Source organism: Streptomyces sp. NPDC047982 (genome assembly GCF_043204165.1).
Taxonomy (GTDB): domain Bacteria; phylum Actinomycetota; class Actinomycetes; order Streptomycetales; family Streptomycetaceae; genus Streptomyces.
Map to the genome: position 1 here is coordinate 261,006 of NZ_JBIDBS010000002.1, position 22,312 is coordinate 283,317.

Sequence of the window (22,312 nt, forward strand, 5' to 3'; positions counted from 1 at the left end):
TTCCCGCTGCCGCGGGCCTCCGCCTCCGGCCCTCCGCTCCTCACATGCCGGCGGGGCCGGATGCGGGCGCCGTCACGAAATCGATCAGATGTTCCACCGAACCCAGCAGGGTCGGCTCCAGATCCCGGTACGAGCGCACCGAGGACAGAATGTGCTGCCAGGCGGCGCCAGTGTTCTCCTCCCAGCCCAGGGCCCGGCACACGCCCGTCTTCCAGTCCTGGCCGCGCGGCACCACCGGCCAGCCGCCGATGCCCACGGACGACGGCTTCACCGCCTCCCACACGTCGATGTAGGGATGGCCGACCACGAGCACGTCCGCGTCCGATACCTGCTGCGCGATCCGGGACTCCTTGGATCCGGGGACCAGGTGGTCCACCAGGACACCGAGCCGGGCGTCCGGGCCGGGGGAGAACTCGCGCACGACGGCCGGGAGGTCGTCGACACCCTCCAGGTACTCGACGACCACGCCCTCGAGCCGCAGGTCGTCGCCCCATACCCGCTCGACCAGTTCCGCGTCGTGCCGGCCCTCCACGTAGATCCGCCCCGCCCGAGCGACCCGGGCGCGCGCCCCGGGAACCGCGATCGAACCCGAGGCCGTGCGCGCGGGGCGCGCCGGTGGAGCCGCCGACGGCCGCACCAGCGTGACCACCTTGCCCTCCAGCAGGAAGCCGCGCGGTTCCATCGGGAACACCCGGTGCTTGCCGAAACGGTCCTCCAGGGTCACCGTCGGACCCTGGGCCGTCTTCTCGCAGCGGATCACCGCACCGCAGAACCCGGTGGAGACCTCCTCCACGACCAGATCGGCTTCGGCGGGGACCTCGGGAACGGGGACGGACCTCTTCCACGGCGGGGTCAGGTCGGGCTGGTAGCTGCGCATCGGACGACGATAGGACGGGAACGGCCCACGACACGCCGAGGGGCCCGCCTGCCCGTTCCCTTCCGGGCAACGCGCGAGCCGCCGCTCGCTCCTTTGAGGGCCGAGAGACTGCCTCTTCAGGGTCGAGGTGCTGCCTCTTCAGGGTCGGGGGGCCGGCTCTTCAGGGTCGGGGGGGGCCGACTCTTCAGGGATGAGGGCTGCTCCCCGTCCCCTTCCGGCGGACGAGGGGCGCTTCCCGTCCCGCTTCAGGCCCCCGCAGTCCCCCGCGCTGCCGCCGCCAGCCGGTCGCGCTGGTCCCGGACGAATGCCGCGTCCACCACCGCCCCGTGGCCCGGCACGTAGACCGCTTCCTCGCCCCCCAGCGCCAGCAGCCGGTCCAGCGCGGCCGGCCAGCGGGCCAAGGCCGCGTCCGGGCCCGCCTGTGGTTCGCCGGACTCCTCGACCAGATCGCCGCAGAACACCACCGCGGGGGAGCCCGGCACCACCGCCACCAGATCGTGGCCGCTGTGCGCGGGGCCCAGGTTCACCAGCAGCACCCGCCGACCACCGCCCAGATCGACCGTCAGCTCGTCGCGTACCTCGTGATCCGGCGCCACCAGCGCGGCGACGGCCTCCGCAGCCTCGCGCTCGGGCACCCCATGGCGTACCGCGTCGGCGCACAGGTCCGCCGCCCCGCGCCCGCTCCTCAGCAGGTCCGCCGTCCCGGCCGCCCCGTACACCCGGACGCTCCCGGATTCCCGGACGTTCCCGGATTCCCGGACGTTCCCGGATTCCCGGACGCTCCCGGATTCCCGGACGTTCCCGGACTCCCGGACGTTCCCGGATTCCCGGACACGGGGGAACGCCGCGGTGCCCAGCACGTGGTCGAAATGGGGGTGGGTGAGTGCGATATGCGTCACCTCCCGGCCGAGCAGGGCCCGTGCCCCGTCCCGGATGCCGGCTCCCTCGCGGAGGGTCGACCCGGTGTCGAGGAGCAGCGCGCCCTCCGCCCCGGCCACCAGCGCGGTCGTCGCGTCCCAGCCGGGGAGGCGGCGCCGTCCCATACCGTGACCGATCCGCTCCCAGCCGAACTCTTCCCAAGAGGTGTCCATACCGGAACGCTATCGGCAGCGGCCCGGAACGGTCTCGCGAGCGCGTGGCCGATCACTCTTGCTAGGTCCCCACTCCGCCGCCGTACACTGACCGGGGGATGGCTGGCACTCTTGCCGACAGAGTGCCAGGCGGATCCCTGGGGAAGGAAGCCGGGGACGGCCCGGGAACCACCGCTGAACCAGCTACCTGGAGGTGCGCGCGATGCTCAGCGAACGCAGACTCGAAGTGCTGCGCGCCATCGTTCAGGACTACGTGGGCACCGAGGAGCCCGTCGGCTCCAAGGCGCTCACCGAGCGGCACAAGCTGGGGGTGTCCCCGGCCACCGTCCGCAACGACATGGCGGTGCTGGAGGACGAGGGCTTCATCGCCCAGCCCCACACCAGCGCCGGGCGTATCCCCACGGACAAGGGCTACCGGCTCTTCGTCGACAGGCTCGCGGGCGTCAAGCCCCTCACGTCGCCGGAACGCCGCGCCATCCACCATTTCCTCGACGGTGCGGTCGACCTCGACGACGTCGTGAGCCGTACCGTCCGGCTGCTCGCGCAGCTGACCCGGCAGGTCGCCATCGTGCAGTACCCCTCGTTGACCCGGTCGACGGTGCGGCACGTGGAACTGCTGTCGCTGGCCCCCGCCCGGCTGATGCTCGTGCTGATCACGGACACCGGCCGGGTCGAACAGCGCATGATCGACTGCCCCGCCCCGCTGGGCGAGACCTCGCTGGCCGATCTGCGGGCCCGTCTCAACAGCCGGGTCGTCGGACGCCGTTTCTCGGACGTCCCGCAGCTGGTGCAGGACCTGCCGGAATCCTTCGAGAGCGAGGACCGGGGGACCGTGTCCACCGTGCTCTCCACCCTGCTCGAAACCCTGGTCGAGGACACGGAGGAGCGGCTGATGATCGGCGGCACCTCCAACCTCACGCGCTTCGGACACGACTTCCCCGTGGTGATCCGGCCGGTGCTGGAGGCGCTGGAGGAGCAGGTCGTGCTGCTGAAGCTGCTCGGCAAGGCCACGGACTCGGGCATGACCGTACGCATCGGGCACGAGAACGCCCACGAGGGACTGAACTCCACGTCCGTCGTCACAGTCGGCTACGGTTCGGGCGACGAGGCAGTCGCCAAACTCGGCGTGGTCGGACCGACCCGCATGGACTACCCCGGAACGATGGGAGCGGTACGCGCAGTGGCACGTTACGTCGGACAGATCCTGGCGGAGTCGTAAGTGGCCACGGACTACTACGCCGTACTCGGCGTGCGCCGCGACGCGTCCCAGGACGAGATCAAGAAGGCATTCCGGAGGCTCGCCCGCGAGCTGCACCCGGATGTGAATCCCGATCCGAAGACCCAGGAGCGGTTCAAGGAGATCAACGCCGCCTACGAGGTGCTGTCGGACCCGCAGAAGAAGCAGGTCTACGACCTCGGCGGCGACCCGCTGTCCGCCTCCGGCGGCGGTGGCGGCGCGGGCGGCTTCGGCCAGGGCGGCTTCGGCAACTTCTCCGACATCATGGACGCGTTCTTCGGTACGTCGTCGCAGCGCGGGCCCCGCTCGCGCACCCGGCGCGGCCAGGACGCGATGATCCGGCTGGAGGTCGATCTCGCCGAGGCGGCGTTCGGCACCACCAAGGACATCCAGGTCGACACGGCCGTCGTCTGCACCACGTGCAGCGGCGAGGGCGCCGCTCCCGGCACCTCGGCCCAGACCTGTGACATGTGCCGCGGGCGCGGCGAGGTCTCCCAGGTCACCCGGTCCTTCCTGGGCCAGGTCATGACCTCGCGGCCCTGCCCGCAGTGCCAGGGCTTCGGCACGGTCGTGCCGACCCCGTGCCCGGAGTGCGCCGGGGACGGCCGCGTCCGGTCGCGCCGCACGCTCACGGTGAAGATCCCCGCGGGCGTCGACAACGGCACCCGCATCCAGCTCGCGGGCGAGGGCGAGGTCGGCCCCGGCGGCGGCCCGGCAGGTGACCTGTACGTGGAGATCCACGAACTGCCGCACCCGGTGTTCCAGCGCCGCGGCGACGACCTGCACTGCACCGTCACGATTCCCATGACGGCGGGCGCGCTCGGCACGAAGGTGCCGCTGGAGACGCTCGACGGCCTGGAGGAGGTCGACATCAGGCCCGGCACCCAGTCCGGCCAGTCGGTCCCGCTGCACGGACGCGGCATCACCCATCTGAGGGGCGGCGGGCGCGGCGACCTGGTCGTGCACGTCGAGGTGATGACCCCGACGAAGCTCGACCCGGAGCAGGAACGACTGCTGCGCGAGCTGGCGAAGATGCGCGGCGAGGAACGGCCCACCGGCCAGTTCCAGCCCGGCCAGCAGGGGCTGTTCTCCCGGCTGAAGGACGCCTTCAACGGCCGCTGACAGGCCCCGCGCAGGCCGCCGAGCGGCCCCGCGCGCACGTGTGCGGCCTGCGTGCGCCGTTCCCCGGCCGACGGGGAACGGCGCACGGCCGCGTCCCGTGCACGCCGGGGCGCGCGGGACGTGACACGATGCGGTCATGTCATCCGTGTTGACCGATCTCTGCCGGTATCCGATCGTGCAGGCCCCCATGGCGGGCGGTACGTCCCGTCCGGAGCTCGCCGCAGCCGTCTCGGAGGCGGGCGGGCTGGGCTTCCTCGCCGCCGGGTACAAGACGGCCGACGGCATGTCCCACGAGATCGAGCGGCTGCGCACGCTCACCGGCCGGCCCTTCGGCGTCAATCTCTTCATGCCGCAGCCCGACCTCGCCGACCCGAGCGCCGTCGACGTGTACCGGCACCAGCTCGCGGGCGAGGGCGCCTGGTACGAGACCCCGCTCGGCGACCCGGACGCCCCCGGCGGCGACGACGGCTACGAGGCCAAGCTCGCCGTCCTCCTGGACGACCCCGTCCCGGCCGTCTCGTTCACCTTCGGCTGCCCGACCCGTGACACCCTCGACGCGCTCGCGGGCGTCGGCACGTACACCGTCGTGACCGTGACCACGCCCGAGGAGGCACAGGCGGCCCAGTGGGCGGGCGCCGACGCGGTCTGCGCGCAGGGCGTGGAGGCGGGCGGTCACCAGTCCACCCACCGCGACGACCCGCTGAACGACGGCACCGGCATCGGCCTCCTCTCCCTGGTCGCGCAGGTCCGCGAGACCGTGGATCTGCCGGTCGTCGCCGCGGGCGGACTGATGCGCGGCTCCCAGATCGCCGCGGTGCTCGCCGCGGGCGCGCAGGCGGCGCAGCTCGGCACGGCGTTCCTCGTCTGTCCCGAGTCCGGAGCGAACCCGCTGCACAGGCAGGCGCTGACCAATCCGCTGTTCGCGGGCACCGCCCTGACCCGTGCGTTCTCCGGCCGCCCCGCCCGCGGGCTGGTCAACCGGTTCATGCGCGAGCACGGTCCGTACGCCCCCGCCGCCTACCCCCAGGTCCACTACCTGACCGCCGGACTGCGCAAGGCGGCGGCCACGTCCGGGGACGCCCAGGGCATGGCCCTGTGGGCGGGGCAGGGGCACCGGATGGCCCGCGAGCTGCCCGCCGGACGGCTGGTCGGCCTCCTCGTCGAGGAACTGGATGCCGCACGGGCGGCACTGAACGCGGGGAGCACGCGATGACCGCACCCGTCTTCGTCGTCGAACGGGTCCCCGACGGGCCCGAGTTCGTCCTGGAAGGGCCCGAAGGGCGGCACGCCGTCTCGGTGAAGCGGCTGCGGCCCGGCGAGGACGTCGTGCTGACGGACGGTCACGGTCATTGGGCGGAAGGCGTCGTCGGCGCCGCCGAGGGCAAGGACCGGCTCGTCGTCACCGGCCTGGCGGGAGTCCACGAGGAGCCGCCTCCCGCCCCCCGGATCACCGTCGTCCAGGCCCTGCCCAAGGGCGACCGGGGCGAGGTCGCCGTGGAGACGATGACGGAGACCGGCGTCGACGCGATCGTGCCCTGGCAGGCATCGCGCTGCATCACCCAGTGGAAGGGCGAGCGCGGCCTCAAGTCCCTCGCGAAATGGCGCAACACCGCCCGGGAGGCGGGCAAGCAGTCGCGGCGGGTGCGTTTCCCCGAGGTGGCGGACGCGCTGACGACCAAGCAGGTCGCCGCGCTCCTGGGCGCGGCGGACTTCGCCGCCGTCCTGCACGAGGACCGCGACCATGACAGCGAACCGCTGGCCACCGTCCCACTCCCCGCCGAGGGCGAGATCGTGCTCGTCGTCGGCCCCGAAGGCGGCGTGTCGCCGGACGAACTGGCCGTCTTCGCCGCCGCGGGCGCCCGCACCTGCCGCCTCGGCACGAGCGTGCTGCGCACCTCCACGGCCGGCACGGCGGCAACGGCCCTGCTGATGGGGCGCACCGGCCGCTGGTCGTGAGCGCCCGCCCGCGCGCCGGTGCCACCCCCGAAGAGGCCGCAAGCCGTCTACCGCCACGCGGGCGAACGGTGGGAAGGTGCCCGTATGGGGACAACAAGGGCATGGTGTCGCAGGGGAATCCGTCGCCTTCTGGCCGCGCCCGCGCTCACGGGCGCGGCGGTCGCGGGGCTCGTCGCCTGTGATCCGGCGGGCGGTCTGAACTCCGCGTCCATCGCCGTGACCACCGACCGGACCGGCACCAGCGCCCTGGAGCGCAACGGCGTCGACGTGCGCTGGCTGAGCTGCTCGGCCGGTGTCGACCGTCTCGACGCAGGCGGGACGGTGAACGGGTCGCCCGCCGCCTCCGCGCCCCGGACCGGGCACGTCGACTGCACCGGAAGGACCGGGAGCGGACAGGACATCTCGATCAGCGGCAGGGTGACCCAGGCCCTCGACGGACGATGCGTGCGGGGCGACCTGACCGCGCGGGCCGACGGCAGGGACGTGTTCCGGACGGATGTGCTCGGCGACTGCGACGCCAGACCGACGTTCGGCGCGGTGTACCCGCCCGGGAGCAGCGGTCAGGGCGGCGCCCGGCCCACGGTCACCGTGACGGTCACGGTGACCGGCACACCCCGGGGCACGTGAGCGCGGGTCGGCGCCCGTCCCGCTCCGCGCGCCCGCCGCCCCCGCTCCGCGCCTCGCACGTCGCGGCGCCGCGGGAGCCCGGCGCACTCCGGCCAACCCGGTACCGCGGAGCACGACCGCGGCCTAGGGTGATCGGTGTGACGCAGTCTGCCTACCTCCGATACCCCCATGTCCAGGGCGATGTGATCGCCTTCACCGCCGAGGACGACGTCTGGCTGGCACCGCTGGACGGCGGCCGGGCCTGGCGCGTCAGCGCCGACAACCGGCCCGTCTCCCAGCCGCGGATATCCCCAGACGGCACGAGGGTCGCCTGGGTGTCCACGCGGGACGGGGCACCCGAGGTGCATGTGGCCCCCGTCGACGGCGGCCCCTCCACGCGGCTCACCTACTGGGGGGACACCACCACCTCCGTACGCGGCTGGACGCCGGAGGGCGACGTACTGGCCATCAGCGCCCACGACCAGGCGTCGTTCAGACGCAGTTGGGCCAGGGCCGTCCCGGTCGACGGCGGGCCCGCGCGGACGCTGCCGTACGGACCGGTCGGCTCCCTCGCGTACGGACCCGGCGGACGGGTCCTGCTGCTCTCGGCCACCATGGGGCGCGAGGCCGCCGCGTGGAAGCGCTACCGGGGCGGCACCGCGGGCAAGTTGTGGATCGCCGCGGAGGAAGAGGCCGACGGGGCAGCGGAGTTCATACGCGTCCACGAGGACCTCGACGGCAACATCGAGGCCCCGATGTGGGTGGGCGGCCGTCTCGCGTTCCTCTCCGACCACGAGGGTGTCGGCGCGGTCTACTCCTCCCTCCCCGACGGCTCCGACCTGCGCCGCCACACCGGCGTCGAGGGCTTCTACGCCCGGCACGCGACCAGCGACGGCACCCGCGTCTGCTACGCGTCGGCCGGTGAACTCTGGCTGCTGGACGACCTCGAAGGGGCCGAGCCCCGCCGCCTCGACATCCGGCTCGGCGGCCAGCGCGCCGACCTCCAGCCGCACCCGCTGCACGCGGGCGGCCACCTCGAAAGTGCCTCCCCGGACCGCACCGGACGCGGCAGCGCGGTCGCCACACGCGGCGCCGTCCACTGGGTCACCCACCGCGACGGCCCCGTCCGCGCGCTCGCCGTCGAACCCGGCGTACGGGCCAGGCTGCCCCGCACCTTCCAGGCCGACGGCGACCAGCACGTCGTCTGGGTCACCGACGCCGAGGGCGACGACGCCCTGGAATGCGCCCCCGCCACCGGCACCGCACCGGGCACCGTGCCCCGCCGTCTCGCCGCAGGCCGCCTGGGCCGGGTCCTCTGCCTCGCCGCGGCACCGGACGGCAGCCGGTTCGCCGTCGCCGCCCACGACGGGCGGGTGCTGGTCGTCGAGCGGGAGAGCGGCGAGGTCCACGAGGTGGACCGCAGCGAACACGGCGACGCCTCCGGCCTGGTCTTCTCACCCGACTCCGCCTGGCTCGCCTGGTCGCACCCGGGGCCCGAGCCGCTCCGGCAGCTCAAGCTGGCGCACCTCGCCGACCTGTCGGTGGCCGAGGCCACCCCGCTGCGCTTCCGGGACTTCGACCCCGCGTTCACCACCGACGGCAAGCACCTCGCGTTCCTCTCCGAGCGGTCCTTCGACCCGGTCTACGACGCCCACGTCTTCGACCTGGCGTTCATCGGAGCCTGCCGCCCGCACCTGCTGACGCTCGCCGCCACCACGCCCTCCCCGTTCGGGCCGCAGCGCCACGGCCGCCCGACCGAGAAGGAGAAGGGCGGCGGGGAGGGCGAGGACAACCCGACCGCGCTGCCCGTCACCCGCATCGACCTCGAAGGGCTGGCCGACCGGATCGTGCCGGTGCCCGTCGAGGCCGCCAGGTACTCCACGCTGCGCGCCGCGAAGGACGGGCTGCTGTGGCTGTGCCACCCGGTGACCGGGGTGCTCGGCACCAGCGGCGCCACGCCCGACTCCCGCGAGCCCGAGACCGTCCTGGAGCGGTACGACCTGGAGAAGCTGCGCTGCGAGGAACTCGCCTCCGACGTCGGCGCGTTCGCGGTCAGCGGCGACGGCAGGCGCCTCGTCCTGCACACCCGGGGCAAGCTGCGCGTCGTGCCGTCCGACAGCCGGGTTTCGGCCGGGGACGACGACCACGACGGCGACACCAGCGTCACCGTCGACCTCACCCGGATCCGCCGTACCCTCGACCCGGCCGCCGAATGGCGCCAGATGTACGACGAGGCCGGGCGCGTCATGCGGGACAACTTCTGGCGCCCCGACATGGGCGGCGTCGACTGGGACGCGGTCCTGGACCGCTACCGCCCGGTGCTGGACCGCGTCGCCACCCACGACGACCTGGTCGACCTGCTGTGGGAGGTGCAGGGCGAACTCGGCACCTCGCACGCCTATGTGAGGCCCCCCGCCTGGTGGCGCGACGAGATCGCCCGCCAGGGACTGCTCGGCGCGGACATCTCCCGTACGGATGAGGGCGCATGGCGCATCGACCGCATCCTGCCGTCCGAGACCTCCGACCCCGAAGCCCGCTCGCCGCTCGCCGCCCCGGGGGTGGCGGCGCGCGTCGGGGACACGATTCTGGCCGTCGACGGATACCCCGTCGACCCGGTGACCGGGCCCGGACCGCTGCTCACCGGCTCGGCCGGAAAGCCGGTCGAACTGACCGTCTCGCCCGTGGACGGCGGGGACCCGCGCCATGTCGTCGTCGTGCCCGTCGCCGACGAGGAGGCGCTGCGCTACCACGCCTGGGTCGCCGACCGCCGGGCGTACGTCCACGAGCGGTCCGGCGGACGCCTGGGCTACCTCCACGTCCCCGACATGGTCGGCTCGGGCTGGGCGCAGCTCCACCGCGACCTGCGCGTCGAGGTGGCCCGCGAGGGCCTGATCGTGGACGTCCGCGAGAACCGCGGCGGCCACACCTCGCAACTGGTCGTGGAGAAGCTCGGCCGGCGCATCGTCGGCTGGGACCTGCCGCGCGACATGCAGCCGTACAGCTACCCGGGGGACGCGCCGCGCGGCCCGGTGGTCGCCGTCGCCAACGAGTTCTCCGGCTCGGACGGCGACATCGTGAACGCCGCGATCAAGGCGCTGGGCATCGGTCCGGTGGTCGGCACGCGCACCTGGGGCGGTGTGATCGGCATCGACAGCCGGTACACGCTCGTCGACGGGACGCTGGTCACCCAGCCCAAGTACGCGTTCTGGTTCGAGACCTACGGCTGGGGCGTGGAGAACCACGGGGTCGACCCCGACGTCGAGGTCATGATGGCTCCTCAGGACCACGCGGCGGGACGCGACCCGCAGTTGGACGAGGCGATCAGGATCGCGCTGGCGTCGCTGGCCGAGACCCCGGCCAAGCGCGCGCCGGAGCGGCCGGGGGCGTAGCGCTCCCCGGGCGGTCCGGACCGAGGTCGCGGCCCGGACCGCCCGTGCCCCACCCGGGCCCGTGGCCGGTCCCGGCCCTCCCGATACCATGCCGTACAACGATCACCACCCCACAGCGACCAGCACCGACCGAGGAGCCGAGCCCATGGCGGGAGAACCGCAGCCCGACTGCCTGTTCTGCAAGATCGTTTCGGGTGACGTCCCGGCGACCATTGTGCGGGAGACCGAGACCACCGTGGCCTTCCGGGACATAAACCCCCAGGCGCCCACCCATGTCCTCGTCATCCCGCGCCTCCACCACCCGGACGCCGCCTCCCTCGCCGCCGCCGCGCCGGGGGTCGCCGCCGACATACTCCGCGAGGCGGGGAACGTCGCCGCGGACGAGAAGATCGTGGAGACCGGTTACCGGGTCGTCTTCAACACCGGTTCCGGCGCCGGACAGACCGTGTTCCACGCGCACGCCCACGTGCTGGGCGGCCGTGGCATGCAGTGGCCCCCCGGCTGAGGGCGCTCCCGGCACGAGAAAGAAACGGCAGCGAGCGAGAACGCAACCATGTCCGTACGCGAATTCGTGGTCCTCGGCACCGCCAGCCAGGTCCCGACCCGACACCGCAACCACAACGGCTATCTGCTGCGCTGGGACGGCGAGGGCATCCTCTTCGACCCCGGTGAGGGAACCCAGCGCCAGATGCTGAGGGCCGGCGTCGCCGCGCACGACATCGACCGGATCTGCGTCACGCACTTCCACGGCGACCACTCGCTCGGCCTGGCCGGGGTGATCCAGCGGATCAACCTCGACCAGGTGCCGCACCCGGTCACCGCGCACTACCCGGAGAGCGGTCGGCGCTTCTTCGAACGGCTGCGGTATGCGACCGCCTACCGCGAGTCCGTCGAACTGACCGAGGCGCCGGTCGCCGTCGACGGCGTGCTCGCCGTCACGGACGCGTACACGCTCAGCGCCCACCGCCTCTCGCACCCCGTCGAGTCGTACGGCTACCGGCTCGTCGAACCCGACGGGCGCCGCATGCTGCCCGACCGGCTCGCCGAGCACGGCATCAAGGGCCCCGACATCGGCCGGATCCAGCGCGAGGGCGTCCTCGGCGGCGTCACGCTCGACGACGTCTCCGAGCACCGGCCCGGCCAGCGGTTCGCGTTCATCATGGACACCCGGCTCTGCGACGGCGTCCACGTCCTCGCCGAGGGGTGCGACCTGCTGGTCATCGAGTCGACCTTCCTCGACGGGGACGAGCGACTCGCTGCCGACCACGGCCATCTGACCGCCGGACAGGCGGCCCGGGTCGCCCGGGACGCGGGCGTACGGCACCTCGTGCTGACCCACTTCTCCCAGCGGTACGACGACCCGGCCGTCTTCGAGACCCAGGCCCGCGCGGCGGGGTTCGAGGGCGGGCTGACCGTCGCCCGCGACCTCGACCGGATCCCCGTGCCCACCCGGCACCACGCCTCGGCCCGTCCCGACCCGGCATAGCCTGGAGGTGACCCGGCCGCCTGCCGTGCCCCGGCAGCCGCGGCGCCCCGATCACCACCACCCCCTGTGAGCGAGAAGCCCGTGCACCACCTCCCCAAGGCCGAACTCCACCTCCACATCGAGGGAACCCTCGAACCCGAGCTGGCCTTCGCGCTCGCCGCACGCAACGACGTGCGGCTGCCGTACGCGGACACCGAAGAGCTCCGCACCGCCTACCTCTTCGACGACCTGCAGAGCTTCCTCGACCTGTACTACGCGCTGATGGCGGTGCTCCGGACCGAGCGGGACTTCGAGGAACTCGCCGACGCCTATCTCGCCCGCGCCGCCGCCCAGGGCGTCCGGCACGCCGAGATCTTCTTCGACCCGCAGGCGCACACCGGCCGCGGCGTCCCGATCGGCACCGTCGTCGAGGGACTCGGCCGGGCGCTGGACCGCAGCGAGGAGAAGCACGGCATCTCCACCCAGCTGATCATGTGCTTCCTGCGTGACCAGTCCGCCGAGTCGGCCATGGAGACCCTGGAGTCCGCGAAGCCGTTCCTGCACCGGATCAGCGCCGTCGGCCTCGACTCGGCGGAGGTCGGGCACCCGCCCGCCGAGTTCCGCGAGGTGTACGAGGCGGCCGGGGCGCTCGGGCTGCGCAAGGTCGCCCACGCCGGAGAGGAGGGCCCCGCCGCGTACGTCCGGGAGGCCCTGGACGTCCTCGGCGTCGAGCGCATCGACCACGGACTGCGCTGCATGGAGGACCCGGAGCTGGTGGAACGGCTGGTCGCCGAGCGCGTGCCGCTCACCCTCTGCCCGCTGTCCAACGTACGGCTGCGCGCGATAGACACCCTGGAGCGGCACCCGCTGCGGGAGATGATGGCCGCCGGGCTGCTCTGCACGGTGAACTCCGACGACCCCGCCTACTTCGGCGGCTACGTCGCCGACACCTTCCACGCCGTCCACGAGGCCCTCGGCCTGGACCGGGAGCAGTTGCGCACCCTGGCCCGCAACTCCTTCGAGGCCGCCTTCCTCGACCACGACGAGGAGCGCAGGGCCCGCTACCTGGCCGAGGTCGACGCGTACGCGTTCGACTGAGCGGCCCCGCCCGAGGGGCCGGCCGTCGGCAACGCGTCCCTGTCCGGGACGCCGCCGCGCAGCGCGGGCGGGCTGATCTCCGCGACGGCCTGCCCCGGCAGGCGCAGGGCCTGTCCGGAGATTTCCGTCGTCCGCCCGCAGGGCAGGCGCCGCGGCGCTCGGCGCGGCGCGTCGCACGGCGGAGGGCCGCCCGCGTACCGGACGTACGCGGGCGATCTTGACGCGGCGAGGTACCGCACCGGCCGGCGCACCGCGGGCGGGAGGCTCCGGACAGGCTCCGGCCCCGGCCCAGGCACCGCGCCGCCGCCGACGGCGGCGAGCAGCGCGGCCGGGGCGCCGCCCCCGCGGCGCACCGCTCCCGGCAGCAGCGGGCGGCCGCCGGTGTGCAGGGCGACGGCCGTGAACGGGACGGCGACCAGGAGCGTGAGGAAACCGAGCAGCAGGCCCATGACCGGGTACCCGGCCCGCTCGGACAGCACGCTGCCGAGCACCGGCCCGCAGGCCACGCCGACGGACGAGGCGGAGCCCGCGAGGACCGCCCACCGGCCGTGCACGTCCAGGGACGCGGCCAGGCCGATCAGGTACGACAGGACCACCGGGTAGACGGTGTTCCACAGGATCTCGCCGGTCGCGAACGAGCCGAGGTTCCCGGCCGACGAGCTGAGCACGATGCTCGCCGCGATGACCACCGTGCCCAGGCCGACCGGCACCGCCCGGCCGAGCCGGGCGCCCAGCATCCCGGCGCCCGTCACCCCGAGCAGGCCCGCGCCGAGCGCGGCGGCGAACACCGCCCCGACGGTGACCTCCGACAGCCCGGCCTGCACCGTGCCGATCCGGCCGCTGACGCCCCACAGCGCGTTCTGCGCCATGGACCAGACGAGCATGCCGCCCGCCAACACCATGCCGGAGCGGCGGTGCGGCAGCCGACGGGCGGCGGGGGCGGCGGTTCCGCTGCCCGTGGCCCCGTCGAGCCGGGCGGTGGCGGGCCATACGAGCAGCGCGACCAGTGTGATCGACGCGAACGGCAGCCGGTGGCCACCGCCGAGGTGCGGGAGCGTCAGATAGAGGGCGCCGGCCGTCGCGGAGACGCCCAGCAGGCCGAGCGACGAAGTCCGGTGCGGGTCCTGCCGTCCGGCGATACCCGCCGCGGCCACCGCGCTTGCCGTACCGGAACCGAGACCGCCGACCACCGCACCGGCCACCACCAGCGGCACGGAGCCCGCCAGTGCCGCGCAGCCGTATCCCGCCGCGGCGAGCACCAGGCCGGTCCGGGCGGCTCTGCGCGGCCCGAACGATTCGACCCGGCCCGCCAGCGCGAACCCGGCGACCGCCGAGCTCAGCAGCAGGGCGCTGCCCACCACGCCGGCCCGGGTCGCGCCCAGGCCCAGATGGACGGAGAGCCGGCCGACGACGGTGGGGAGCAGGTAGGCGGCGAGGTGACCGGCGGTGAAGACGGCGACCAGGGGCCAGGCGGTGCGCGGGCGCGGGGACATGGGCGTTCCTGAGGACACGAGGGCATGCCGAAGGACGGCAGGGAGGCATGGGGTGGTGGAGCGGGGGAGAAGCAGGGCGGGGGAGACGAGGCGCACGCGTCGGCAAGAGTCGCCGACCGGGCTCGCGGCCCAATTTGTATCAACTGGCTTCGGCTCCCAGGAAGGCACCTTGGTGTGATCCGAGTCACCAATTGGTTTGCATGCCGCATGGGCGGGTAGGCGCAAACGTTTTTGCAGGTCGGAGCCCGGGTGCAGACGCAGGCCCTCGCGGAGGAGCGGCGCGGAGCACTCCGGTTGATGGCCCGGATCAGGCAGACTGGCCGGATCTGCCACGACCGGGGAGTGCAAGGTGAGAGCGGACATTCCGGAGACCGCCCCGCTGGACGGGATCGACCCGCTGGACGGGCTGCGTGCCCCGCAGGACCCCGACTGCGATGTCTTCCTCACCGGCACGGTCTTCCTCGACATCATCTTCACCGGCCTGGACAGTGCCCCGGTGCGCGGCACCGAGACCTGGGCGCGCGGCATGGGCTCCAGCCCCGGAGGCGTCGCCAACATGGCCACCGCGCTGGCCCGGCTGGGACTTCACACCTCCCTGGCCGCGGCGTTCGGCGACGACCACTACGGGGAGTACTGCTGGGACGCCCTGGAACACGGCGAGGGCATCGACCTGTCCATGTCGCACACCGTTCCCGGCTGGCACTCGCCAGTGACCGTTTCGATGGCGTACGAGGGCGAGCGGACGATGGTCTCGCACGGCCACGAGGCCCCGCCCCCCGCGGTCGTCCCCGGCACGCGCGCAGCCACGGGCCCCTGCGTTCCGGCCCCCGCCGGAGCCGTCGGCGCCGCGCCGCCCGACGCGGCGACCGCCTTCCCGTGGTGCCCGCCCCGCGCCCGCGCCGCCATCGCCTCGCTCGCTCCCGGGTGCGGCGAACCGTGGGTCGCCGCGGCGGCCGGGAACGGAGCCAGGATCTTCGCCGACATCGGCTGGGACGAAACCGGCCGCTGGGACCTGGACGCTCTCGTCGACCTGGAGCACTGCCAGGCGTTCCTGCCCAACGCCGAGGAGGCCATGCGCTACACCCGCACCGAATGCCCGCGCGCCGCCGCCCACGCCCTGGCCGAGCGGGTACCGCTCGCCGTGGTCACCCTCGGAGCGGAAGGCGCGTACGCGGTGGACGCGGGGACCGGGGCGAGCGCGGAGGTGCCCGCCATCGAGGTCGAGGCGCTGGACCCGACCGGCGCCGGTGACGTCTTCGTCGCCGGATTCGTCACCGGCACGCTGGCGGACTGGCCGCTGGCCGACCGGCTGGCCTTCGCCGGACTGACCGCAGCGCTTTCGGTGCAGGAGTTCGGCGGTTCGCTGTCGGCCCCGGACTGGGACGAGATCGCCGCCTGGTGGCAGCGGGTACGCACGCTCCCCGACCAGGACCCGGCGGCGCTCAGGCGGTACGCGTTCCTGGAGCACCTGTTGCCCGCCACCGCCCGGCCGTGGCCGCTGCGCAGGGCCGTACCGACGATCGGCTTCCGCCACCCGGCGTGATGGGCGGTACACGTGTTCGTGGCGCGCACGAAAAAGCTCTCGGTGCTGTCCGTGGCGAGTCGTAGGCTGGTAGCCAGAGGTTGTCGATCGGCGAGAACCCCGCAACGGGAGGTATGTGCAGGCCACAGGGCCGGCCCATGACGCAGACACCCATAGCCCAGACCCCCGCGCCCGGGCAGGCGCGAGCCCAGTTCACCGTCCCGGCCAAGCACCCGATGGTGACCGTGCTGGGCTCGGGCGACTCGCTGTTGCGCGTGATCGAGAAGGCATTCCCCGCGGTCGACATCCACGTCCGGGGCAACGAGGTCAGTGCCGCCGGAGACGCGAGGGAAGTCGCCCTCATCCAGCGCCTGTTCAACGAAATGATGCTGGTGCTCCGCACCGGTCAGCCGATGACGGAGGACGCAGTGGAACGCTCGATCGCCATGCTCAGGGCGAGCGAGAGCGGCGAGGGGGAGGGCGAGGAGACGCCGGCCGAGGTGCTCACCCAGAACATCCTCTCCAGCCGCGGTCGTACGATCCGCCCCAAGACGCTCAACCAGAAGCGGTACGTCGACGCCATCGACCAGCACACGGTCGTGTTCGGCATCGGCCCGGCGGGCACCGGAAAGACCTACCTCGCCATGGCGAAGGCGGTCCAGGCGCTCCAGTCCAAGCAGGTCAACAGGATCATCCTGACCCGGCCCGCGGTCGAGGCGGGCGAACGTCTCGGCTTCCTGCCGGGCACTCTCTACGAGAAGATCGACCCTTACCTGCGCCCGCTGTACGACGCGCTGCACGACATGCTCGACCCCGACTCGATCCCCCGGCTCATGGCGGCGGGCACGATCGAGGTCGCGCCGCTGGCCTACATGCGTGGCAGGACGCTCAATGACGCGTTCATCATCCTCGACGAGGCGCAGAACACCAATCCCGAGCAGATGAAGATGTTCCTCACCCGCCTCGGCTTCGACTCGAAGATCGTCATCACCGGTGACGTCACCCAGGTCGATCTGCCGAACGGGACCAAGAGCGGTCTGCGCCAGGTCCAGGAGATTCTGGAAGGCGTCGAGGACGTGCATTTTTCCTGGCTCACCTCCCACGACGTCGTCCGGCACCGGCTCGTCGGCCGTATCGTCGACGCGTACGAGAAGTACGACAGCCGAAACAGCCACCACGGGAAGTAGTCGCAGCGCACCATGTCGATCGACGTCAACAACGAGTCCGGAACCGAGGTCGACGAGCGGGCGATCCTCGACATCGCCCGCTACGCGCTCGCGCGGATGCGGATCCACCCCCTCTCCGAGCTCTCAGTGATCGTGGTGGACGCCGACGCCATGGAGCAGCTCCACATCCAGTGGATGGATCTGCCGGGACCGACGGACGTCATGTCCTTCCCGATGGACGAACTGCGCCCGCCGTCCAAGGACACCGAGGAGCCCCCGCAGGGGCTCCTCGGCGACATCGTGCTCTGCCCCGAGGTCGCGAAGAAGCAGGGCGAGGAGGCGCAGACCCGGCACTCCATGGACGAGGAGCTCCAGATGCTCACCGTCCACGGGGTGCTGCACCTCCTCGGGTACGACCACGAGGAGCCGGACGAGAGGGCCGAGATGTTCGGCCTCCAGGCCGCGATCGTCGACGGCTGGCGCGCCGAGCGGGGTCTCACCGGTCCCTCGCCCGCCCCCACGGTCTCGTGAGCCTTCCCCTCGTCCTGGGCGCCGTCCTGCTGGTCGTCGCCGGCTGGCTGGCGGCCTGCGCGGAGGCGGGCATCGCCCGCGTGTCGAGCTTCCGGGCCGCCGAGGCGGTCCGCTCCGCGCGGCGCGGCAGCCAGAAGCTGGAGCAGGTCGCGGCGGACCCGACCCGCTACCTCAACGTCGCCCTGCTGGTGCGGGTCGCCTGCGAGATGTCGGCCGGCGTCCTCGTCACGTACGCCTGTCTCCAGGAGTTCGAGAGGACCTGGGAGGCGCTGGCCGTCGCCATGGCGGTGATGGTCCTCGTCTCCTACGTCGCCATCGGCGTCTCGCCGCGCACCATCGGCCGCCAGCATCCGCTGAACACCGCCACGGCCGCCGCGTACGTGCTCCTGCCGCTGGCCAGGGTGATGGGCCCGATCCCGCAGCTGCTGATCCTCATCGGAAACGCGCTGACACCGGGCAAGGGGTTTCGCAAGGGACCGTTCGCCAGCGAGGCCGAACTGCGGGCGATGGTCGACCTGGCAGAGGCGGAATCGCTGATCGAGGACGAGGAGCGCCGCATGGTGCACTCCGTCTTCGAACTCGGCGACACGCTCGTGCGCGAGGTCATGGTGCCGCGCACCGACCTGGTCTGCATCGAGCGCTACAAGACGATCCGGCAGGCGTTGACCCTGGCCCTGCGCTCCGGCTTCTCCCGCATCCCCGTCACCGGGGAGAACGAGGACGACATCGTCGGTGTCGTCTACCTCAAGGACCTGGTCCGCAAGACGCACATCAACCGCGAGTCGGAGGCCGACCTCGTCTCCACCGCGATGCGGCCCGCCGCGTTCGTGCCCGACACGAAGAACGCCGGTGACCTGCTGCGCGAGATGCAGCAGGAACGCAGCCACGTCGCCGTCGTGATCGACGAGTACGGCGGCACGGCGGGCATCGTCACCATCGAGGACATCCTCGAGGAGATCGTCGGCGAGATCACCGACGAGTACGACCGGGAACTCCCGCCCGTCCAGGAGCTGGAGAACGGCTGCTACCGGGTGACCGCCCGCCTCGACGTCGGCGACCTCGGGGAACTGTTCGACCTCGGCGCGTACGACGACGAGGACGTGGAGACGGTCGGCGGGCTGCTGGCCAAGGCGCTCGGACGGGTGCCGATCGCAGGCGCCTCCGCGGTGGTCGACCTGCCCGACGGGCGGCGGATCCGGCTGACCGCCGAGTCCACGGCGGGCCGCCGCAACAAGATCGTCACGGTGCTGGTGGAGCCGGTGGAGCCGGAGGGGGAGGAGAAGGAGTGACTCCGCAGCAACTGAGGGATTTCTGCCTGGAGTTCGACGCGAGCGTCGAGGAGTTCCCGTTCGGTCCGGAGATCTCCGTCTTCAAGGTGCTCGGCAAGATGTTCGCCCTCAGCACGCTGGACGCGCGTCCGCTGACGGTCAACCTCAAGTGCGACCCCGACGACGCGGTGCGGCTGCGGGAGGAGCACGAGGCGGTGGTGCCGGGCTGGCACATGAACAAGCGGCACTGGAACACCGTGACCGTCTCCGGCGTGCCGGACCGGCTGCTCCGCGAACTCGTCGAGGACTCCTACGACCTGGTGGTCGCGGGGCTGCCCAGGGCCCAGCGGCTGCGGCTGGACCGGGCGTAGGTCGTGTCCCACAACCGCCGTCGTCCGACCGGAGGCCGGGCGACGGCGGTTCGAAGGCGCGGCCCCGGGAACCGCGGGGGAGGGGCTGCCGTGACGGGACTCGTATGCTCGGCACATGACTGAGAGCACCGACCTCGGCCCCGAGGACCGCAAGATCGTCACGCTGGCGCGCAGCGCCCGCGCCCGCAACGGCGTGCCGGAGGGCGCGGCCGTCCGGGACGAGACCGGGCGCACGTACGTCGCGGGCACCGTGCAACTGGAGTCGCTGAGGCTCAGCGCGCTCCGGACCGCCGTGGCCATGGCCGTGGCCAGTGGCGCCACCTCGCTGGAGGCGGCGGCGATTGTCTCCGAGGCCGAGACCCCGTCGGACGAGGACCGGGCCGCGGTGCGGGACCTGGGCGGCCCGCGGACCCCGGTGCTGCTCGCCGGGCCCGACGGCACCCTGCGGGTCAGTGTGACGGCGGGCTGACGCCGGGGCCGGTCGAGGCCCCGCAGGACAGGGGATCTTGACAGCATCTGATGGCCCATCAGTCAGGGTGCCCCGCTGTCCTTGACTTCTTTTCGGCCGGAGCCGTCAATGAGCCCCCGTCGGCGCGAAAGAGCCGCTGCGCCGCGTCCCGCAGGAGGGGGCCCATGCGTCCGATCACGCATCCGACCATCCGAAGATCCGCCGCTCGAAGACACTCCGGCCGCGGACGCCGCTGGGCCGCCGCGCTGGGCGTGGGCGCGCTCGTCGTCGCCGGGGGAGGCGGGCTCGCGACGCCCGCGCAGGCCATGGTGACGGCCTCCGTGCCGGTCGACTTCCCCACCCACTGCATCCCGCCGGACATCGCGGGCATCCCGCCGATCGACGGGACGACGAAGGCCGAGATCACCGTCGACAACGCCGTGCCGGAGGTGGGCGACACGGTCACGGTCACGTACACCGTCGTCCAGCCGGCCGCGGGCAACCCGGTCGACCTGCCGCTGCCCGCCGACATCATGACGCCCACCGGCCGGGTCACCGTCGGCGGCGCCCAGACCGCGAGCGTCACCGTCACCGGGCCGAAGAAGAACGCGCCGGTGCCCGGCAAGGGCGCCTTCCCGTCGTTCTCGATGACCGGCACCTTCACGGTCACCGCGCCCGGCTCGATCACCCTGTCGCCCGGCGACTACAACATCCACACCAGCTACATCATGGAGCTGGACACCCCGTGCACGGTGACGGATCCGCCCGCCCCCGTCTCCGAGACGATCATCGCGACGGACGGCGGCGGACAGGTCAACGAGCGCTCCATCCTGCTCGGGGCCGCGTCCGGTGCGGCGGGTGACGCGGTCAGCGTGACCGGGTCGAAGTTCACCCCGGGCGCGGCCGTCACGCTCGCGGGCCGGGCGGGCGACCGCCAGACCGCCGACACCGCCACCGTCACGGCGGACGCCACCGGCGGCTTCAGCGGCCGGATCACCGTCGACGACCCGGCGACCACGGGGATCGTCGCCTACGAGGGCGATGCCTGGGACGCGACCAAGGGAGCGGGCCCGCAGGCGTACACCGTCACCGGCGGCGGCGAGGTCCCGGACGGCAGCCAGCGGCTCCACACCTCCGTCAGGGCGGGCACCCTGTCCATGGTCCAGGACGGCGACACCGTCGACCTGTCGGCGGTCGACTTCGGACGCGGCGGCGCCTCGCGGGGCTCCCTGCGGACCGTGACGGTCGAGGACTACCGCGGCGGACCCGCCGGCTGGTCCCTGACCGGAAAGGTCACCGACTTCACCGGCCCCGGCGGCGCGGTCATCGACGCGTCCGCGCTGCGCTGGACCCCGGCCTGCGCGACGAAGCCCGGCAGCCCCAGCACCTGCGCGGCCGGTTCGGCGGGGCCGGTCGGCAGCGCGGGCGCCACCCTGGCATCCACGCCGAACGCGACGGCCACCGGCGGCGAGTTCACCGTCGACGCGCGGCTCGCCCTGGAGGTCCCGGCGTACACCGCCCCCGGCGCGTACTCCGCCGTGCTCACCCTCACCCTCACCTGACGCGGGCCCGGCCGGTGGTCCTGGCGCGCACCCGCCCAGGACCACCGGCCCCGGCCCGCAGCCCCCGCCCGGGCAACCGATCCCCCGACCGATCCGGAGGCTCCGCACCGTGCGCAAGCTGTACGTACTCCTCCTGGCCGGCGCCCTCCTGCTCACCGGCGCTCCCGCGGCCCACGCCGCGGACAACGGCAGCTGGTCGGTCTACCCGGCCGCCGCGCAGAGTGGCCGGCGCCCGTACTTCTACCTCTCCGCCGACCCGGGAGCCACCCTCCGCGACACTGTCACCGTCGCCAACAAGACGGACCGGCCGCGGACGTTCCGGCTGTACGCCGCCGACGCCTACAACACCGCCCGCGACGGCGGGTTCGCCGTCCGCTCGCGGGGCGAGCGGCAGCGCTCGGTCGGCGCCTGGGCCAGACCCGGTCGCACCCTGGTCACCGTGCCCCCGCGCGGGTCGGTCGGCGTCCCGGTCACCATCACCGTTCCCCGCGACGCCGAGCCGGGGGACCACCCCGGGGCCCTCGTCGCCCTCGACGACCACGTCGAACCCGCCGACGGGGGAGCCGTCGCCGTCGGCATCCGGAAAGCGGTCGGGGCACGGATCTATCTGCGGGTGAACGGGCCGACGCTGCCCGCGCTCTCCGTGGAGGACATCGAGGTCGAGCACACCCGGCCGCTGGTCCCGGGCACGGGCCGGAGCAGCGCCGTCATCTCGTACACGCTCCACAACCGGGGCAATGTCACCCTCGACCCCGAGGTCGCCCTCCGGGCCGAGGGGCTCTTCGGTCGCACCCTGCTCGCCCGCGAACTGAAAGCGATTCCATCCGAGCTGCTGCCCCGCCAGCGGGTCCGGCTCACCGAGCGATGGGCCGACGCGCCGCAGCTGGAATGGGGTGAGATCGAGCTGACCGCGAGCGCCCGCGACACCCGCGAGTCCGCCTCCGTCCCGTACATCGCGCTGCCCTGGTTGGTGGCCGTGGTCCTGCTGGCGGCCGTCGCCGCCGGGAGCGCGGCGATCCGGCTGCGGATCCGCCGGAGCCGCGCGCGCAACGGCTGAGCCGACACTCGATGGCGCGCCGCGGCCCTCGGTACGGCGGGGCTGCCGGGATC

At 73.1% G+C, this 22,312-nt stretch carries 20 protein-coding genes; 17 read left to right on the forward strand and 3 right to left on the reverse strand.

The genetic code is table 11. The features are described 5' to 3' along the window. Positions 1-40: 40 nt before the first annotated feature. Positions 41-877 carry a DUF3097 domain-containing protein gene (locus tag ACGF2V_RS03015; protein ID WP_362704315.1) on the reverse strand — a complete coding sequence of 279 codons (837 nt, stop codon included), beginning with the start codon at positions 875-877 and terminating at the stop codon, positions 41-43. A gap of 245 nt (positions 878-1,122) precedes the next feature. Then, on the reverse strand, positions 1,123-1,968 hold the full coding sequence (locus tag ACGF2V_RS03020) for an MBL fold metallo-hydrolase (protein WP_362704317.1): 846 nt from the start codon (positions 1,966-1,968) through the stop codon (positions 1,123-1,125). A gap of 202 nt (positions 1,969-2,170) precedes the next feature. On the opposite strand from ACGF2V_RS03020, the gene hrcA reads away from it, so the two are divergent. The 9 genes from hrcA to ACGF2V_RS03065 all read left to right on the forward strand — a co-directional run bounded on the left by hrcA (position 2,171) and on the right by ACGF2V_RS03065 (position 12,841). Beyond that, a complete protein-coding gene (gene hrcA, locus ACGF2V_RS03025; RefSeq protein ID WP_362624431.1) occupies positions 2,171-3,187 on the forward strand; it encodes a heat-inducible transcriptional repressor HrcA in 1,017 nt (338 codons plus the stop codon). Beyond that, positions 3,188-4,327: a molecular chaperone DnaJ gene (dnaJ, locus tag ACGF2V_RS03030; RefSeq protein WP_362624429.1), complete on the forward strand. Its 1,140-nt coding sequence runs from the start codon at positions 3,188-3,190 to the stop codon at positions 4,325-4,327. Between the two features lie 136 nt (positions 4,328-4,463). Beyond that, positions 4,464-5,540 carry a nitronate monooxygenase gene (locus ACGF2V_RS03035; RefSeq protein ID WP_362620461.1) on the forward strand — a complete coding sequence of 359 codons (1,077 nt, stop codon included), beginning with the start codon at positions 4,464-4,466 and terminating at the stop codon, positions 5,538-5,540. Further along, positions 5,537-6,283, forward strand: coding sequence for a 16S rRNA (uracil(1498)-N(3))-methyltransferase (locus tag ACGF2V_RS03040; protein WP_362620462.1), 747 nt, complete (start codon positions 5,537-5,539; stop codon positions 6,281-6,283). The genes ACGF2V_RS03035 and ACGF2V_RS03040 overlap by 4 nt, the downstream gene beginning before the upstream one ends. Positions 6,284-6,367: 84 nt before the next feature. After that, a complete protein-coding gene (locus ACGF2V_RS03045) occupies positions 6,368-6,910 on the forward strand; it encodes a hypothetical protein (protein WP_362620463.1) in 543 nt (180 codons plus the stop codon). A gap of 137 nt (positions 6,911-7,047) precedes the next feature. Then, on the forward strand, positions 7,048-10,278 hold the full coding sequence (locus ACGF2V_RS03050) for a S41 family peptidase (protein WP_362620464.1): 3,231 nt from the start codon (positions 7,048-7,050) through the stop codon (positions 10,276-10,278). Positions 10,279-10,423: 145 nt separating this feature from the next. After that, positions 10,424-10,783, forward strand: a complete 360-nt coding sequence (locus tag ACGF2V_RS03055; protein ID WP_362620466.1) for a histidine triad nucleotide-binding protein — start codon at positions 10,424-10,426, stop codon at positions 10,781-10,783. A 48-nt stretch (positions 10,784-10,831) separates the two neighbouring features. Continuing rightward, a complete protein-coding gene (locus ACGF2V_RS03060) occupies positions 10,832-11,764 on the forward strand; it encodes a ribonuclease Z (RefSeq protein ID WP_362620468.1) in 933 nt (310 codons plus the stop codon). A 66-nt stretch (positions 11,765-11,830) separates the two neighbouring features. Then, positions 11,831-12,841 carry an adenosine deaminase gene (locus tag ACGF2V_RS03065; protein ID WP_362620470.1) on the forward strand — a complete coding sequence of 337 codons (1,011 nt, stop codon included), beginning with the start codon at positions 11,831-11,833 and terminating at the stop codon, positions 12,839-12,841. Here the strand turns inward: ACGF2V_RS03065 and ACGF2V_RS03070 are convergent. Beyond that, positions 12,805-14,334 (reverse strand): MFS transporter, encoded by a 1,530-nt coding sequence (locus ACGF2V_RS03070; RefSeq protein ID WP_362620471.1) that lies wholly within the window; start codon positions 14,332-14,334, stop codon positions 12,805-12,807. The two genes, ACGF2V_RS03065 and ACGF2V_RS03070, sit on opposite strands and share 37 nt — an antisense overlap. Positions 14,335-14,683: 349 nt before the next feature. Here ACGF2V_RS03070 and ACGF2V_RS03075 point away from each other — a divergent pair, with 349 nt between their 5' ends. From ACGF2V_RS03075 to ACGF2V_RS03110, 8 genes are all read left to right on the forward strand, one after another. Next, positions 14,684-15,877 carry a PfkB family carbohydrate kinase gene (locus ACGF2V_RS03075; RefSeq protein WP_362704320.1) on the forward strand — a complete coding sequence of 398 codons (1,194 nt, stop codon included), beginning with the start codon at positions 14,684-14,686 and terminating at the stop codon, positions 15,875-15,877. A 137-nt stretch (positions 15,878-16,014) separates the two neighbouring features. Then, complete coding sequence (locus ACGF2V_RS03080) at positions 16,015-17,043, forward strand: PhoH family protein (RefSeq protein ID WP_362620475.1); 1,029 nt, start codon at positions 16,015-16,017, stop codon at positions 17,041-17,043. A 12-nt stretch (positions 17,044-17,055) separates the two neighbouring features. After that, a complete protein-coding gene (gene ybeY / locus ACGF2V_RS03085) occupies positions 17,056-17,553 on the forward strand; it encodes an rRNA maturation RNase YbeY (protein WP_362620477.1) in 498 nt (165 codons plus the stop codon). Next, positions 17,550-18,842 carry a hemolysin family protein gene (locus ACGF2V_RS03090; protein WP_362620478.1) on the forward strand — a complete coding sequence of 431 codons (1,293 nt, stop codon included), beginning with the start codon at positions 17,550-17,552 and terminating at the stop codon, positions 18,840-18,842. Before ybeY ends, ACGF2V_RS03090 begins: the two co-directional genes overlap by 4 nt. Then, positions 18,839-19,192 carry an MmcQ/YjbR family DNA-binding protein gene (locus ACGF2V_RS03095; RefSeq protein WP_362620481.1) on the forward strand — a complete coding sequence of 118 codons (354 nt, stop codon included), beginning with the start codon at positions 18,839-18,841 and terminating at the stop codon, positions 19,190-19,192. Before ACGF2V_RS03090 ends, ACGF2V_RS03095 begins: the two co-directional genes overlap by 4 nt. Before the next feature lie 115 nt (positions 19,193-19,307). Then, positions 19,308-19,661 (forward strand): cytidine deaminase, encoded by a 354-nt coding sequence (locus ACGF2V_RS03100; protein WP_362704323.1) that lies wholly within the window; start codon positions 19,308-19,310, stop codon positions 19,659-19,661. Between the two features lie 164 nt (positions 19,662-19,825). Further along, positions 19,826-21,202, forward strand: a complete 1,377-nt coding sequence (locus ACGF2V_RS03105; protein WP_392910554.1) for a beta-xylosidase — start codon at positions 19,826-19,828, stop codon at positions 21,200-21,202. 109 nt (positions 21,203-21,311) lie between these two features. Continuing rightward, on the forward strand, positions 21,312-22,259 hold the full coding sequence (locus ACGF2V_RS03110) for a WxL protein peptidoglycan domain-containing protein (protein WP_362620484.1): 948 nt from the start codon (positions 21,312-21,314) through the stop codon (positions 22,257-22,259). Positions 22,260-22,312 lie beyond the last annotated feature (53 nt).